Source organism: Paraburkholderia ultramafica, from assembly GCF_902859915.1.
Taxonomy (GTDB): Bacteria; Pseudomonadota; Gammaproteobacteria; order Burkholderiales; family Burkholderiaceae; genus Paraburkholderia; species Paraburkholderia ultramafica.
The window spans coordinates 20,960-34,712 of sequence record NZ_CADIKK010000040.1; the positions used below are offsets into that span (position 1 = coordinate 20,960).

General features: G+C 62.5%; 12 protein-coding genes and 1 tRNA gene. 6 read left to right on the top strand and 7 right to left on the bottom strand.

Annotated elements, in window-relative coordinates; translation table 11 throughout:
• The first annotated feature begins 29 nt into the window (after positions 1-29).
• From HV744_RS30565 to lepB, 5 genes are all read left to right on the top strand, one after another.
• Positions 30-563: a GNAT family N-acetyltransferase gene (locus HV744_RS30565; RefSeq protein ID WP_175153075.1), complete on the top strand. Its 534-nt coding sequence runs from the start codon at positions 30-32 to the stop codon at positions 561-563.
• A gap of 90 nt (positions 564-653) precedes the next feature.
• Positions 654-2,237, top strand: a complete 1,584-nt coding sequence (locus HV744_RS30570) for a mannose-1-phosphate guanylyltransferase/mannose-6-phosphate isomerase (protein ID WP_175153076.1) — start codon at positions 654-656, stop codon at positions 2,235-2,237.
• 395 nt (positions 2,238-2,632) lie between these two features.
• Positions 2,633-3,352 (top strand): FadR/GntR family transcriptional regulator, encoded by a 720-nt coding sequence (locus HV744_RS30575; protein ID WP_175153077.1) that lies wholly within the window; start codon positions 2,633-2,635, stop codon positions 3,350-3,352.
• 140 nt (positions 3,353-3,492) lie between these two features.
• A complete protein-coding gene (locus tag HV744_RS30580) occupies positions 3,493-4,491 on the top strand; it encodes a Gfo/Idh/MocA family protein (RefSeq protein ID WP_246279265.1) in 999 nt (332 codons plus the stop codon).
• A gap of 116 nt (positions 4,492-4,607) precedes the next feature.
• On the top strand, positions 4,608-5,306 hold the full coding sequence (lepB, locus tag HV744_RS30585; RefSeq protein ID WP_175153079.1) for a signal peptidase I: 699 nt from the start codon (positions 4,608-4,610) through the stop codon (positions 5,304-5,306).
• Positions 5,307-5,332: 26 nt separating this feature from the next.
• Here lepB and HV744_RS30590 read toward each other — a convergent pair whose 3' ends face one another.
• From HV744_RS30590 to HV744_RS30615, 6 genes are all read right to left on the bottom strand, one after another.
• A complete protein-coding gene (locus HV744_RS30590) occupies positions 5,333-5,992 on the bottom strand; it encodes an amino acid ABC transporter permease (protein ID WP_175153080.1) in 660 nt (219 codons plus the stop codon).
• 294 nt (positions 5,993-6,286) lie between these two features.
• Positions 6,287-7,081 (bottom strand): cystine ABC transporter substrate-binding protein, encoded by a 795-nt coding sequence (locus HV744_RS30595; RefSeq protein WP_175153081.1) that lies wholly within the window; start codon positions 7,079-7,081, stop codon positions 6,287-6,289.
• Positions 7,082-7,252: 171 nt separating this feature from the next.
• Positions 7,253-8,314, bottom strand: a complete 1,062-nt coding sequence (locus tag HV744_RS30600; RefSeq protein WP_175153082.1) for a quinone-dependent dihydroorotate dehydrogenase — start codon at positions 8,312-8,314, stop codon at positions 7,253-7,255.
• A gap of 80 nt (positions 8,315-8,394) precedes the next feature.
• On the bottom strand, positions 8,395-9,216 hold the full coding sequence (locus HV744_RS30605) for an arginyltransferase (protein WP_175153083.1): 822 nt from the start codon (positions 9,214-9,216) through the stop codon (positions 8,395-8,397).
• A gap of 104 nt (positions 9,217-9,320) precedes the next feature.
• Complete coding sequence (gene aat, locus HV744_RS30610) at positions 9,321-10,058, bottom strand: leucyl/phenylalanyl-tRNA--protein transferase (RefSeq protein WP_175153084.1); 738 nt, start codon at positions 10,056-10,058, stop codon at positions 9,321-9,323.
• A 9-nt stretch (positions 10,059-10,067) separates the two neighbouring features.
• On the bottom strand, positions 10,068-10,613 hold the full coding sequence (locus HV744_RS30615; RefSeq protein WP_074763806.1) for an NUDIX hydrolase: 546 nt from the start codon (positions 10,611-10,613) through the stop codon (positions 10,068-10,070).
• 785 nt (positions 10,614-11,398) lie between these two features.
• Between HV744_RS30615 and HV744_RS30620 the strand changes: the two genes are divergently transcribed.
• The gene (locus HV744_RS30620; RefSeq protein WP_175153085.1) at positions 11,399-13,339 is read left to right on the top strand and encodes a tetratricopeptide repeat-containing glycosyltransferase family protein; all 1,941 of its coding nucleotides are present in this window, start codon (positions 11,399-11,401) and stop codon (positions 13,337-13,339) included.
• 244 nt (positions 13,340-13,583) lie between these two features.
• Here the strand turns inward: HV744_RS30620 and HV744_RS30625 are convergent.
• Positions 13,584-13,660 (bottom strand) — tRNA-Met (locus HV744_RS30625).
• Positions 13,661-13,753: the final 93 nt, after the last annotated feature.

Genomic DNA, 13,753 nt, shown 5'->3' on the forward strand with positions numbered 1-13,753 from the left:
GTTGAACTCACTCACTGCTGGGGAACTTGATGAACTGGAAGACGCTGGAATTCGATCAGCTTTCGGCACGCGAGTTGTACCTGATCTTGCGGGCGCGCAGCGCGGTGTTCGTCGTCGAACAATCGCACGTCTGTCTCGACGCGGACGGCCGCGATGAAAGCGCGCTGCATGTGTTCGCGGTGGAAGACATGGCGCGGCCGATGCCGATCCTTGCCTACGCGCGTTTGCAACCCGGCGACGCGGAAGATCCGGAAATCACGATCGACAAGGTGCTGACGAGCCCGCTGCGGCGCGGCGACGGCACCGCCGAACTGCTGCTCGAACGCATCCTCGCGGCGATCGCCGAGCGTTGGCCGGGACACGCCGCGCGAGTGAGCGCGCCGCTGGGCTTGCGCGGCTTCTACGAGCAATTCGGCTTTCGCAAGACGGAAGGGCCGTACCTCGAACATGGCGTGCCGTTCATCGGCCTCGCGCGCCAGGTTCGCGGCAGCCAGCCGCGCTTCGGCACGCGTCGTCGCGCGCGCGACGGCGAGTCGGTCATCAACACGTTCGAGCTGTTGTGACGGTGCGAACGCCGGTCATGTGCGGAGCATCCTCCGCATCAAACGCGTGACACCGAACCAGACCAGATTGACCATTGATTGGAATTGCTCATGAATCGCATCGTAGAACCAGGCAATTCGCTCGCCTCGGGCGTGGGCGTCACCGAAGCGCTCACGCGTTTTTCCGTGCAGCCGGCGATTCTCGCGGGTGGCTCGGGCACGCGGCTTTGGCCGTTGTCGCGCGAGCGCAACCCGAAACAGCTGATCGACCTGATAGGCGACGAATCGTTGCTCGAAGCCACGCTGCGCCGCCTCGATGACGCGTTCGCCGTGGCGGCGCACCACACGTCGTCCGTCGATCCGCTCGCGACCGCCACGCCGCTGGTGGTCTGCTGCGAGGATCTGCGGCTGCAAACGCGCGAGCGTCTCGAACAATGCAGCCGGCCGGTGCGCATGATGCTCGAACCGGTGCCGCGCAACACCGCGCCCGCGCTGACCGTCGCGGCGCTTGCCGCGCGCGCGGCGGCTGCGGCCGGCGATGATCCGATCATCGTCGCGTTGCCCGCGGACCATCTGATCGCCGATCATGCGGCGTTCGGCGTGGCGCTGTCCGAGGCGCTCGGGCACGCGGCGTGCGGTGCGATCGTCACGCTCGGGGTGCCGCCGCAACGCGCGGCCACCGGTTACGGCTATATCCGCACGGGTACGGCGCTCGGCACGCGGGGGGCGCGCGCGATCGAACGCTTCGTCGAGAAGCCCGATGCCGAACTCGCCGAACGTTATGTCGCCTCCGGCGAGTACTGGTGGAACAGCGGCATGTTCGTGGTGCGCGCGTCGGTGTGGCTGGCGGCCATCGCGCTGTGCCGTCCCGTGATCGCGGCGGCTTGCGCGGACGCATTCGAGCACGCCACGGTGGATGGCGATGGCGCACTGCATCTCGCGCGCGATGCGTTCGCCGCGTGCCCGTCCGATTCGATCGACTATGCGGTGATGGAGCGCGTCGCCACCGACGCGCGCCTCGTCGGTGTCACGGTGCCGCTCGTCGCGGGATGGTCGGACGTCGGCGCGTGGGATTCGGTGTGGGACGCATCGAGCAAAGATGCCAGTGGCAACGTTGCGCGCGGCCGCGTGATGTTCGACGGCTCGACCAACAGCTTCGCGCATTCGGAAGGGCGGCTCGTCGCCTGTGTCGGCGTGAGCGGCGTGGTGGTGGTCGAAACCGCCGATGCGGTGCTGGTCGCCGCGAAGGATCGCGTGCAGGACGTGAAGGCGATCGTCGGTCGTCTGAAGGCGGAGCGGCGCGCCGAAGCGCACGAGCATCGCAAGGTCGGGCGGCCGTGGGGCTTCTACGATTCGCTCGAACACGGCGAGCGCTTCCAGGTGAAGCGCATCGTCGTCAAACCGGGCGGCCGATTGTCGTTGCAGATGCATCATCATCGCGCCGAACACTGGATCGTGGTGCGCGGCACGGCGCTCGTCACGCGCGGCGAGGAGAGCTTCCTGGTCTCGGAGAATCAGTCGACCTTCATTCCGCTTGGCGTCACCCACCGGCTCGAGAACCCGGGCAAGACCCCGCTGGAGATGATCGAGGTGCAATCAGGCTGCTATCTCGGCGAGGACGACATCGTGCGCTTCGACGATCAATACGGACGGCTTCAGGTGAGCGGCGACGCAGGCAAGGGCGCTTCACACTGACGCGCGCGCGTGGTCGCCGACGGGCTCGCCCCAGGCGTTGTCGCTGGATGCGCGCCCGGCGTGCCCCCTCGCGCCGGTTCTTTTTCGCCAATGCGCAACCGCCAGCTCTGGTGGATCAGACAAATTCGTCTCGCTACGTGCGTATTCGCACCATGCAAATTCCATAACGCAGGCACGCTTGAGGTGCAAGCTTACGGCCCGTCAAAACGTCCGACGTTACACGGAAGAAACAATTCTTCAGAGGGATAACCCTGTCAGGAAGTGTCCCAACTGGCGCATCTGTTTTGAAGCTAGCAACGTATCGTGAAAGTAAGCCGTATGCATAAAAAACGACACGAAAAGGGCCGCTCAATCAACAGGCTACGCGGGGAAAACACCGCTTCGGGGAGAGTGTCATGGAACAGGCAAACAAAGATCGATCGCTGGTGAGCAAGGTGATGGATGGGCTCGTCACCGGCATCGTCGAAGAGAAGTACGGCGCCGTCCTGCCACCGCAGGATGTGTTGTCGAAGGAGTTCGACGTCAGCCGCACCGTCATGCGCGAGGCGCTGTCGATGCTGCTCGCGCGCGACATGCTGGACGTGCGGCCGAAGATCGGCACGCGCATCCGGCCGATGAGCGATTGGCGCATGATCGACGAGGACGTCGTGAACTGGCGTTTTCGAGCGAAGCCTGATCCGCTGTTTCTGCGCGACGTGATCGAATTTCGCATCCTGATCGAACCGCGTGCTTCGGCGCAGGCGGCCGCGCGCGGCAGCAGCGCGGACATCGCGGCGATTCGCGAGGCGTTCGACGCGTTTCGCGTGATCCGTCCAGGCGAGTCCGGCTATCAGGATGCCGACGAACTGTTCCATACCCGCATCGTGGTGGCGAGCGGCAACCAGTTCTTCAAACAGATGGCGGCGATCGTTCGCGGCGCGCTGTCGACCGTCAACCCCATCGTCACCGACAAGGCCGGCTTGTGGGAGACCGCGGTGAGCTCGCATCAGCGCGTGCTCGAAGCGATTGAACGGCGTAATCCGAAAGAAGCGGAAATCGCGTCGCTGGCATTGATCGACTACACGGCCGAAGAGGTCGGCGGCAAATTTTCAGCGGAGCCGCCGACGCGCGCCTGAGCGCAGCCGCGGCAGCGGCCTGCGGGTTGGTTTTCCTGTGAGACAGCGGATGACAGAAGGCGCAAGCCCATGTCCGCGCGTGCGCGTTCGGCATGCGCGACAATAGCGCCTGTTCTAAACCGCATGGACTCGAAGAAACGATGACAATCGCAACGCAGGAAACCTCCTCTGGCGACGTGATTCGCTGGGGGATCGTCGGGACGGGCCGGATTGCCCGTCGCTTTGCTCAGAGTCTGACTCATGTGCCGCAAGCGCAACTCAGCGCGCTGTGGTCGCGTCGCGCGCAACCGGCGCAGGCGTTCGCCGAAGAGTTCGGCGGCACAGCATGCGCGAGTTTCGACGCGCTGCTCGCGAGCGGGATCGACGCGCTCTATATCGCCACTGTCCAGGACAGTCACGCCGACTACGCGATCGCCGCACTGCAAGCCGGCCTGCACGTGTTGTGCGAAAAGCCGGCCACCATCAACCGGCCGCAACTCGTGCGTGTGCTCGACGCCGCGCGTGCCGCGCAACGGCTCTTCATGGAAGCGATGAAGCCGCCGTTCTATCCGCTCTACAGAAAATTGCGCGAACATCTCGCGGCCGATCCAATCGGCGACGTCGGACTCGTGCGGGCGGGCTGTTCGGTGCCGGGCGTGCCGGACGATCACCCGTCGCTGTCGTTCGACCATGCGGGCGGCGCGCTGCTCGATATCGGCATCTACGAAATGTTCCTCGCGGTGGACTGGCTCGGCGCGCCGCGCGAGGTGCAGACGCTCGGGCGGCTCGGGTCGACTGGCGTCGATACGTTCGCGAGTCTGAACAGCCAGCACGAGCGCGGCATCGCGCAGCTTTTTTGCGGGCTCGATCTGCACGGCAGGGGCGATGCGCTGCTGATGGCCAAAGGCGGCCACGTGATGCTTCACGAACCGTGGTGGAATCCGTCGCGCGCGACGATCCGTTACGCCGACGGGCACGTGGTCGAACTCGACGAGCCGTTCGATGGCGGCGGGCTGAACTACGAGACCGCGCATTTCTGCGCGCTGATTCGCGCGGGGCAACTGGAGAGCCCGGTGATGACGCATGACAAGTCGCTGCAGATGATCGCGATGGCCGATGCGGCGCGTGCAGCGCTGGGGCTGAAATTCGCGGGGGAGTGAGAGGATCAGGGCGGGGTGAAAGCGAGCCCCAGTGGTACGATTTGCGCGGGTGCGCGGAGGCGAAAATGCTCCGCGCGCCCGTCGCTTTCGAACCCCTTCCAATGGAGCCGCTTGCCATGCGCATGCCCATAAAACTGTGGCGCGACAACAAGAGCCTCGTCGCGTTCCTTTTTCTGATGGTGCTGTTTCGCAGCGCCGTCGCCGACTGGAACGTCGTGCCGAGCGGCTCGATGCTGCCGACGATCCGTGAAGGCGACCGGATTTTCGTCGACAAGATGGCCTACGATCTGCGTGTGCCGCTCACGCATATCGCGCTCGCGCATCTGCACGATCCGCAGCGCGGCGACATCGTCACGATCGATTCGTCCGCCGCGCACGAGTTGATCGTCAAGCGTCTGATCGGCTTGCCCGGCGACAGCGTCGCGATGCGCAACAACGTGTTGTATGTGAACGGCGTGCGCGCCGATTACCAGCCGCTCAAGCTCGCACCGTTGCCGGGCGACGCCGTTTCGCCCGGTGACTATCTGACCGAGCGTTTCGACGGCGTCGCGCACATAGTGAGACTTGCGCCGGACGCGCCCAGCCTGCGCGACTCGTTCGGCCCGGTCATCGTGCCGCCAGGCGAGTACCTGATGCTCGGCGACAATCGCGACGACAGTGCCGATTCGCGTTACTTCGGCTTTTTTCCGCGTAAGGAGCTGATGGGCCGCACGCGTCACGTCGCGTTCTCGCTCGACCCGGACCATTACTACAGACCGCGCTTCGAGCGCTTTGGCGCGTCGCTGGATGCGGCGTCGCCGGTTGCCAGCCGTTAGGCGACGCGGCCCAGGTGCTCAGTGGCTCAGTGACGCGACGGCAGCGCAAGGCGCCGTTCGTACCAGCGCTGCACCCATTCGAGCACCTGGCAGAGCACCCAGTACACCGCGGCCGCGGCGAGATAGAGCGGCAGCGGCTGATAGGTCGACGCGATGATTTCCTGCGCGCTGCGCAGCAGTTCGGTCACGGTAATCACCGACACCAGCGACGTGTCCTTGATCAGGCTGATCAAACTGTTCGACAGGCTCGGCACCGCAATGCGCAGCGCCTGCGGCGCGATCACATGGCGCAGCGTCTGGCGGCGCGAGAGTCCAAGGCTATACGCGGCCAGCCATTGGCCCTTGTGAATCCCGAGAATCGCGCCGCGCATGCTCTCCGACAGATACGCCGCCACGTTCGCCGACAACGCGATCACGCCGGCCGGCGTCGGCTCGAGCGAGATGCCGAAGCTCGGCAAGCCGTAGTAGATCACGAAGATCTGCACCAGCAGCGGCGTGCCGCGCATCACGCTCACGTAGATGCGCGCGAGCCAGTTCAGCGGACGACTGTGGCTGATGCTCATCAACGCGAGCACGGCGCCGGCAATCAGGCCGAAGAACATCGACAGAACCGCGAACTTGACCGTCAGGACGGCGCCCTGTGCGAGCACAGGAAGCGATTGGACGAGCAGGGAGGTGGTGGACATGAGCGGTGGTCTGGTTGGCGCACAAAGCGCACATCATAAACTTTGGCGGGCGTTAAGGCGTGGCTGCGCAAGGGCAAACTGAAGGCGCCGTCGGACGCATCATGCAGCGCCGGGCGTCGGGCGTCGGGCGTCGCGCAAGCTGCAACGTGAGCGGCAACGCAAGCCTCGGCGCAACCCTTCGCGAGCCTTCGCGAGCCACCAGGCGGCGGTGAAACGCTGCGCGATGCCACAGCGGCAAAAAACGCGAAGGGCGGCATCGTCGACGATGCCGCCCTTCGTTTCATCCCGCGTGTGTTACTTGATCGGCTTGCTGACGTCGATGCCGAACCACTTGTCCGAGATCTTCGAGAACGTGCCGTCCGCTTCGAGCTGGGTCATCGCGTCGTCGATCGCCTTGGCGAACTTCGGATTGCCCTTCCGGAACGGAATGCCCGACGGGTTGCCCGCGCCGACATTTGCACCGGTGCGCAGCGGCAACTGCGAGTTCTTCATCAGGTACGCGAGCATCAGACGGTCGTTGAGCGCCGCGTCCAGACGGCCGGCGGCCAGGTCGCGCAGGTATTCAGGCGCGCCCGGATACGTCTTCACGTCGATGCCCGGCACGGCCTTCGCCATGTCCATGTAGTTCGTGCCCAGACCGACGCCGAGCTTCTTGCCCTTCAGGTCTTCGAGCGACTTGAACTCGCGCGTGTCGTCCTTACGCTGGATCAGCTGCGCGGCCGAGTACGTGTAAGCCGGCGAGAAGTCGAGCGCCTGCTTGCGCGCGTCGGTGATGCCGACCTGGTTGACGATCACGTCGAACTTGGCCGCCTGCAGGCCGGCGATGATGCCGCTCCATTCGGTCGTGACGAATTCCGGCTTCACGCCGAGTTTGGCCGCGACGGCCTTGGCGATGTCGACGTCATAGCCGACCAGTTCGCCCGACGGCGCTTTCGAATTGAACGGCGGGAAGGTGCCTTCCAGACCGATGCGCAGCGTGCCGCGCTGCTTGACCTGGTCGAGCAGGTCTTCCGCGTGCGCGGCGACGGCGGTGAACGACGCGCCGATCAGACCGGCGACCAGAAGCTTTTTCAGCAGGCCAAATTTCATCGGGTTCCTTTTTGTTCGTCTGGCGTTTTAACGGTCGAGAGCTTAGCAAAGCAGGCTATCGAAACCAAAATATCGTTTGTTTATGTCTATATTACCGAGGTGGACCGGCGTTGCCGGCCGCCCCAGCCGCCATAGGTTGAGGCCGCCGCAAAACCGCCGCGAATCAGCAGCTTAACGCAGCGCCTGCGCGCATTCTGCCACCAGCGCCGGTCCACGATAGATAAAACCAGTATAGAGCTGCACCAGCGACGCGCCGGCCGCCAGCTTCGCGCGCGCGTCCTCGCCCGAGAAAATCCCGCCGACGCCGATGATCGGCACCGTCTCGCCGACTTCGGCGCGCAGCTTGCGGATCACTTCGTTCGACGCATCGAACACCGGCTTGCCGGACAGGCCGCCGGCTTCGTCGCCATACTGCATGCCGGCGACGGCGGTGCGCGACAGCGTGGTGTTGGTCGCGATCACACCTTCGAACTGGTGGCGCAAGAGCGTATCGGCGATCGACTTGATCTGTTCGTCGTCGAGGTCCGGCGCGATTTTCAGCGCGAGCGGCACCAGCTTGCCGTGCATGTCGGCCAGACGCTGCTGCTTGTCCTTGAGCGCCGCGAGCAGCGCGTCGAGTTCGCCCGCGCCTTGCAACTGGCGCAGATTCTTCGTGTTCGGCGACGAGATGTTGACCGTCACGTAGCTCGCGAACGGGTACACGCGCTCGAGGCAGTACAGGTAATCTTCGGCGGCGCGCTCGATCGGCGTGTCGGCGTTCTTGCCGATGTTCAGTCCGAGAATGCCGCGATAGCGCGCGGCCTGCACGTTCTTCACGAACTGGTCGACGCCCGCGTTGTTGAAGCCCATCCGGTTGATGACCGCGTTCGCCTGCGGCAGACGGAACATGCGCGGGCGCGGGTTGCCCGGCTGCGCGCGCGGCGTCACGGTGCCCACTTCGATGAAGCCGAAGCCGAGCGCAGCCAGCCCGTCGATGCACGCACCGTCCTTGTCGAGGCCCGCGGCGAGCCCGACCGGATTGCGGAACGTCAGCCCCATCACGGTGCGCGGCGCGTCCGGCACGCGCGCCGCCAGTGCGCCGGCGAGGCCGGTGCGGCCGGCGGCGCCGAGCATGCGCAAGGTCAGGTGGTGAGCGTCTTCCGCGTCCATGCGAAAGAGTTGGGCGCGTACAAGCGGGTAGAGGGAACTGAACACGGGACGAAGCCGGGCGGCCGAAAAATGGGAACCCGCCATTTTACCGGTTTTGCGCTTTGACGAGACCGACTGGCGGTGGGGCGGGCGGACCGGGTGCGTAGCACGTGCCCGCCGTGTGGCTATGGCCTGAGCGGCCCGCGCTTACTGTGAATCGCCAGATCGAGCGGCGGCAGATCGGCGCTCGCGGGATCGAGCACGCTCCACGTGCCGTCGATCAAACCTTCGAGCGGGCGGAAATTCGCCTTGTACGCCATCTTCGGGCTCTCGCGAATCCAGTAGCCGAGATACACGTACGGCAACTTCAGGCTGCGCGCCTGTTCGATCTGCCAGTAGATGTTGTAGGTGCCGAAACTGGTGTGCGGCAGCCCCGGCTCGAAGAACGTGTACACGGACGAGAGCCCGTCGCCGAGGATGTCGATCATGCTGATCATGCGCAGGATGCCAGGCGCATCCGGCCGATCCGGCAACGGCTCGCGGAATTCGACCAGCCGTGAATTGATCCGGCTCTGCAGCAGGAACTGCTCGTACTGGTCGCGGCTGTCGCGGTCCATGCCGCCGCCCGCATGCCGCGCCGACTGATAGCGCATGTAGAGCGCGTAGTGCTCTTCGTCGTAGTGGAGTGGCGCGACGGTGGCGATCATCTCGCCATGTTTCTTCCAGACGCGCCGCTGCGTGCGGTTCGGCACGAACTGCTCGACCGGCACGCGCACCGGCACGCAGGCGCGGCAGCCGTCGCAATACGGGCGGTAGGTGAATACGCCCGAGCGCCGGAAGCCCGCCTTGACGAGGTCGGTGTAGACGTCGGAGTTGATCAGGTGACTGGGCGTGGCAACTTGCGAGCGCGCGATGCGGCCATCCAGGTAACTGCAGGGATAGGGCGCCGTTGCATAAAATTGCAGCGCTGAAAGCGGAGAAAGAGGCAGCTCGTTGGGATGAGTCACGTTGGCAGCTCTCGAAGCATCTCTGGTAATGCAAACCCGGCGCCGCGTTGCGGCTCGTCACCCGCGGCCCGGTGGGCGGGGATCCGGATTCGGCCTGATTCTTCCTACGCCGCCCGCGTGACGACCTCGAGCAACGCGGTCTTGTCGAAGCGCCATGAAATGGGCGGTGCGTCGACAGACGCGCGAACATGCGCGACGAACGCCTTGCGCGCTATCTCGCGACCGCCCAGCGACGCCAGATGCGACGTGTTCTGCTGGCAGTCTATCATTTCTATTTCGTGGCGGCGCAAGTGCCCGACGAGCGCAGCCAGCGCCATTTTCGACGCATCGGTGACCTCCGCGAACATCGATTCGCCGAAGAACATCTTGCCAAACGACACCCCATACAAACCGCCTACACGCTGGCCCTCGAACCAGGTTTCGATGCTGTGCGCATCGCCCACCCGATGCAGCGACGAATACGCTTCGACGACGTCCGCGGTGATCCACGTGCCGCGCTGTCCGCGTCGCGGCGCTTGTGCACAGGCGCGCATCACGGCGGCGAAATCATGGTCGACGCGGATTTCCCACGCGTCGTCGCGCAGCACGCGCTTGAGCGTCTTGCGCAGCGATGGCGACAGCTTGAATTCGGCGGGGCGCAGGATCATGCGCGGGTCGGGGCTCCACCACAACACCGGCTGGCCGTCCGAATACCACGGAAAGATGCCGCGCCGATAGGCGTCGATCAACCGTGACGGCAGCAGGTCGCCGCTGGCCGCGAGCAGGCCGGGCGCGCCGCTGGCCGCGCCGAGCGCGCGCTCGACGGGCGGGAACGGATCATCAGCTCCGAGCCAGGGCACCATGCGCGCCGCTCAACCTTCGCGCAGCGAGCGGAAGATATCGCCCGTGTGCAGGCCGAAACTGCCGGCGGAGCGGTCGGCGAAAAAGAAGCGCAGCGTCTGGCCGACCGTGGGGAAGGCGATCTCGTCCCACGGAATCTCGTGTTCCTCGAAGAGCTTCACTTCGAGACTTTCCTCGCCGGCGGCGATGTCGAGATCGAGCAGGCGCGCCATGTAGAACAGATGCACCTGATGCACGTGCGGCACGTTCAGCAGCGAGAACAGGCTTTGCACCTCGACGCGCGCGCCGGCTTCTTCCAGCGTTTCGCGCGATGCGGCCTCGGCGGTCGTCTCACCCATCTCCATGAAGCCTGCGGGCAGCGTCCAGTAGCCGTAGCGCGGTTCGATCGCGCGACGGCACAGCAGCACCTTGTCGTCCCAGACCGGGACGGTGCCGACCACGTTGCGCGGATTCTGGTAGTGCACCGTGCCGCAACTGCCGCATACGAAGCGCTCGCGGTTGTCGCCCGGCGGAATGCTCAGACTGACGCCGTGGCCGCAGACAGAACAGAATTTCATAGGAAGGGGACGAGAAGGGGTGATGGGAGTTTATCACTGGGGAAGCCGGACAGACCTCCGGTGTGCTCAGCCGGAACGAGCCCTGAATAGGCGCTGGCGTCCCGCGTTCGTCAAGGTGCTGCAGAGCTGCGCAAGAGCTCTGCGTCTCTACGTTGATTCACATTGATGGCGGCTCGAACACAGTAAGCGGCTGGGGTATTCCTGGCGTACTGGTATTGCGCTGTTGTCCAATATCAAGTCTGAATGATTCAGGAAATTATTTATGCGCTGCGAATGGTTCCGGGATTTTTTATTGAGTTACGCACGCCTAATATCAATCTCTAGCCTTGGTTTGTCCCTGACGTTGCCGCTTTTTACGCCCGCTTCTCGCGTGCGCTTTTTTCTTTCCCGTAACGCCTCCATTTTCTACTGAGCCGCTACGTTCTCTGTCAGGCAGGCGGAAAAGTCCTGTATGCGAATCCGTCGTTTCAGGCTATTCCGTTACTGCAAATTACGCAAAGATGGATGATGCGCGACGTATCCAAGATGATATGTAGGACTATCAATATAACAAAGTGGCTTGTGTTAGGCGCATAGACAGGTCATTCCGAGAAAGACGTAAACAGGGGCAATCGCTTATACGTGGTAACGGATAAAGATATGCAACGAACGAGACCCTTTGCATCGGGCAGCGGCGCCCAATGCATCATGTACGACCCCGCACCGGGCACTTATTACATTATTGTGAGCCCCAATACCAACCTTAACGATGATGTGATTTACGCTACCTATACGCTGAAATAGGCTTGTGGTATGCGAAAGGCTCCTGTGTCGCCCCTTGCGGCGCGCAGGAGCATCACTTCTCGCGCAAGCGAAGCCAGCTATTTTTGAAGATGCCTAACCCAGCCGCCCGAAATTCCGACGTAACAGACGCAAACTCCCTGATTGCTCGCGGCGACGCTGATTTTTCTTCGCATCGAATGAGCGATGCGGCAGACAGTTATCGCAAGGCTTTGGCTTTAAAGCCACATGATGTACACGCGCTACACCGTATGGGGCTGGTTTGCGTACACATTAATGAAATCACAGAAGCAAGTACCTATCTGGATCTTGCTCTTCAGAGCGCTCCAGCCCGCGCCGATCTTTGGGAACACGCGGGCCTGATTATGGCTATGAAAGGCGAATATATCCGGGCGGAAGCATTCTATCGTCGCGCGCTAAGTCTCTCTGGAAGCACGGTGACACTACATCGTAACCTCGCGGACTGTCTGCGGCTGTGTGGGCGCCTTGTCGAAAGTAAAACGCAGTACAAACAGGCCATTTCGATGGAGCCGGACTTGCATCATGCGATTCGTGCAGTCGCGCGCATAAGTACGGAACTCGGGGAATGCGATGATGCTGTGGACTCCTGGGTGCGTGCTTGGGCGATTGATTCATCTGCCCCGCAAGATGGGCTTGACCTCGTTGCCGCACTAGCTCAGGCAGGGCGCAATGAGTTGCTTGATGAAGCGATCAAGCAGGTTAGAACGCGGCACGCGGCCAACGTGGAGGCACTGGCAGCTTTGTGTCTCGCACTGTACAGAATTGATCGTTTCGCCGATATGCTGAGTGTTGCCCGGCAAGCACTCTGCATTGATCCGGAATGCGTCAAGCTACACCACTATGCTGCACATGCCCTGAGCGTGCGCGGCAAAGTTGAAGAAGCTATGGTTCACAGTCGAGAAGCGGTACGGCTCATGCCGGACGACCCGATCATACAAATTCAGCTTGCGTTCCTGGAACTTAGCTGCGGTGAGTTTAAAAACGGTTGGGCGCGGCGCAATATCTTTTACACAACGCCTGTAGCGCGGAGGACGCTGGTTTTCCCGAGCTTTCCGGTATGGAACGGCGAACCTGTTGACGGGTGCCGGTTCCTGCTCGTTGGCGAGCAGGGGCGAGGCGACGAGATTCAGTTAATGCGATTCGCTGGGTGGCTGCATCAGCAAGGTGCAATTGTTGACGTGATGGTCAGCCAACCTGTTGCTGGAGTCGCGGCCAGCATGACGAGTGTGCGTTCAGTCTTTACCAGTGTGCCATCCGGATCTTATGAATACTGGAGCCATATGCTACGGATGCCGGAACACATGAAACTTGAACCGACGATGTTACCCATCGTCATGCCGTACATCGCGGCATCGCCGGACAAAATTGACCACTGGCGGGTCCAGATGGACGCCGTGTTACCGTTAGATGCACAAGAAAGTAATCGGAGAATCGGTGTCGTGTGGGCTGGCGGTCCCTACAGTGCTCTAGACCGGTTCAGGTCGATTAGTATCGAAGCGCTTAAGCCTCTGTTCTCGCATCCAGGTACGACATGGTTTTCGGTACAAAAAGGCGAGCGGGAGCGCGAAAGCGAAGCTCTGTCAGACGAATTCGATTTGCACACGCTTGGACCGGTGATCGAAGACTTCACGGATACGCTCGCCATACTTGAGACGCTCGATCTGTTAATCACCGTTGATACATCGGTCGCGCATCTTGCTGGTGCGGCGAACCTTCCGGTCTGGGTGCTTGTGCCTGCGTATTCAGAGTGGAGATGGATGACCGAGAGAACGGACAGCCCCTGGTATCCGTCGATGCGACTGTTCCGCCAGCGCGAGTTAGGCGAATGGGGGCCAGTCATCGAAGAAATGTGGGACGCATTGCAGGAATGGTGCCACGCACAGGCTATGCAAGGAGCAAACCCCATTCGAAAAATATTCGGTTAAACAGCAGTAGTACCTCAGAATGGCAGCGCTCTTCAAAGCCCGTCGCATTCGTTTATCCGCGTTCCATTCAGGCGCTCTCTCTTCCATGTCGCTTCGCGGGGTCTCATTAAGAAGGAAGATAGCGCGGAAGTCTGCCGCTGAGACGTTCCTGTGCGTTGCCTGCTGGCGGTTACTCATGGGTTACACACACGCAAGAAAACAAAAAAGGCTTACACGCCAATGCGTTGTAAGCCCTTGATGTACTTGGTTGCGGGGGTAGGATTTGAACCTACGACCTTCGGGTTATGAGCCCGACGAGCTGCCAGACTGCTCCACCCCGCGTCCGTCGAAGAAAAAATTATAGAGCAAAGCTTACGCCGATGCAACGACTATTTAAGAATCGACTTCACACCACCCGCAGCATGCTGCTAGCGG

Bases quoted from the DNA above. Each gene is read 5' to 3' on its own strand.
- HV744_RS30615 (WP_074763806.1), bottom strand. From the start codon at position 10,613: ATGAAATTCTGTTCTGTCTGCGGCCACGGCGTCAGTCTGAGCATTCCG.
- HV744_RS30570 (WP_175153076.1), top strand. From the start codon at position 654: ATGAATCGCATCGTAGAACCAGGCAATTCGCTCGCCTCGGGCGTGGGC.
- HV744_RS30575 (WP_175153077.1), top strand. From the start codon at position 2,633: ATGGAACAGGCAAACAAAGATCGATCGCTGGTGAGCAAGGTGATGGAT.
- HV744_RS30590 (WP_175153080.1), bottom strand. From the start codon at position 5,992: ATGTCCACCACCTCCCTGCTCGTCCAATCGCTTCCTGTGCTCGCACAG.
- HV744_RS30595 (WP_175153081.1), bottom strand. From the start codon at position 7,081: ATGAAATTTGGCCTGCTGAAAAAGCTTCTGGTCGCCGGTCTGATCGGC.
- HV744_RS30580 (WP_246279265.1), top strand. From the start codon at position 3,493: ATGACAATCGCAACGCAGGAAACCTCCTCTGGCGACGTGATTCGCTGG.
- lepB (WP_175153079.1), top strand. From the start codon at position 4,608: ATGCGCATGCCCATAAAACTGTGGCGCGACAACAAGAGCCTCGTCGCG.
- HV744_RS30565 (WP_175153075.1), top strand. From the start codon at position 30: ATGAACTGGAAGACGCTGGAATTCGATCAGCTTTCGGCACGCGAGTTG.
- aat (WP_175153084.1), bottom strand. From the start codon at position 10,058: ATGGTGCCCTGGCTCGGAGCTGATGATCCGTTCCCGCCCGTCGAGCGC.
- HV744_RS30600 (WP_175153082.1), bottom strand. From the start codon at position 8,314: ATGGCGGGTTCCCATTTTTCGGCCGCCCGGCTTCGTCCCGTGTTCAGT.